Here is a 1,048-nt window from a genome sequence, read left to right as displayed (position 1 = left end):
CAGGCGTCTTGCCTATGACGACGGTCTGGATGAGGTCACGCACGATCGGCATCAGCCGGCGCTTCGCAGCTTCATCCGCGTTGTTGCGGGCGAGGAAGATCAGCTTGCGGATCGCAATCCCGATGTTTGCCGGGTTAAACTGCGTCTTCAGCTTCTCGATCCTCCCCTTGAAATCCTGTGCCGGCTCTTCGACGGTGGCAAGCTCACGGGCGAGTTGTTCGCGTTTTGCTTCGAGTTCGTCGAGCTGGTCATCGAGGATGGCAAGCCGCGGCCGGCCTTCGGCGAGGCGTTCCTGGATCTGCTGGGCCAGGTTCTTCTGCTGTCGTTCGATGGCAGACAGTTCCTTGGCGATCTCATCCTTCAGCGACGGGATCGCCGTCAGTTTGCCGGTCTCGAAGGCGATCATCTTCTTGGAAATACGATCGAAGATCTCGAGCGAATAGAAGGCGGCGGGCAGGCAGTTGAGCACGCGCTCTTCCAGTTCATGCCGTGTGATCGTCTTGCTGTTGCCGCAACATTCACCGCCAAGGTCGTCGATCGGCAGGCGCTTCTTGCGGTTTGTGCAGCTATAGCGGTCCTTGCCCGAAATGGCATAGGGTCCGCCGCATTCGGCACATTGGAGCATGCCGCTGAGAAGGTATTCCGGACGGTGGGTTGTGTTGAGCCGGTTGCTCTGACCGTAGTCGAACTTCTCGCCAACCTGTCTCTGGCGCTCCTTGACGCGTTGCCAGAGTTCATCGGAGACAATCCGCATTCGCGGTGCCGGTGTGAAGATCCACTCGCTGGCGTCGTTGGCGCGCGCAGTCCGCTTCTCGGTTTGTGGGCTCTTACGATATTTGCGTCGGTTCCAGACGGTTCGACCGTTGTAGCTCTCGTTGTTGAGGATGCCGGTGCCACGGCTGACATGACCGCGGATGGCAGTATCGCGCCACTTGGCGCCGCGTGGACCGGGGACACCTTCCTTGTTCAGGAGCTGGGCAATGTCTCGCGGGGACATGCCATCGGCGTAAAGCACGAAGATGCGACGAACGATCTCAGCCTTCTCGGG

1 protein-coding gene is annotated in these 1,048 nt (G+C 59.7%); it reads right to left on the bottom strand.

Annotation, left to right across the window (positions count from 1 at the left end; all coding sequences use genetic code 11):
- The coding region (locus H6M51_RS24150; protein WP_185812305.1) for a recombinase family protein at nt 1-1,048 on the bottom strand (1,048 nt) is incomplete at both ends.

Origin of the sequence: Rhizobium sp. AQ_MP (genome assembly GCF_014237835.1) — a bacterium.
Classification (GTDB): Bacteria; Pseudomonadota; Alphaproteobacteria; order Rhizobiales; family Rhizobiaceae; genus Allorhizobium.
Note: the sequence above shows the minus strand (reverse complement) of the source record. Positions and strands in the feature narration are given on the sequence as shown.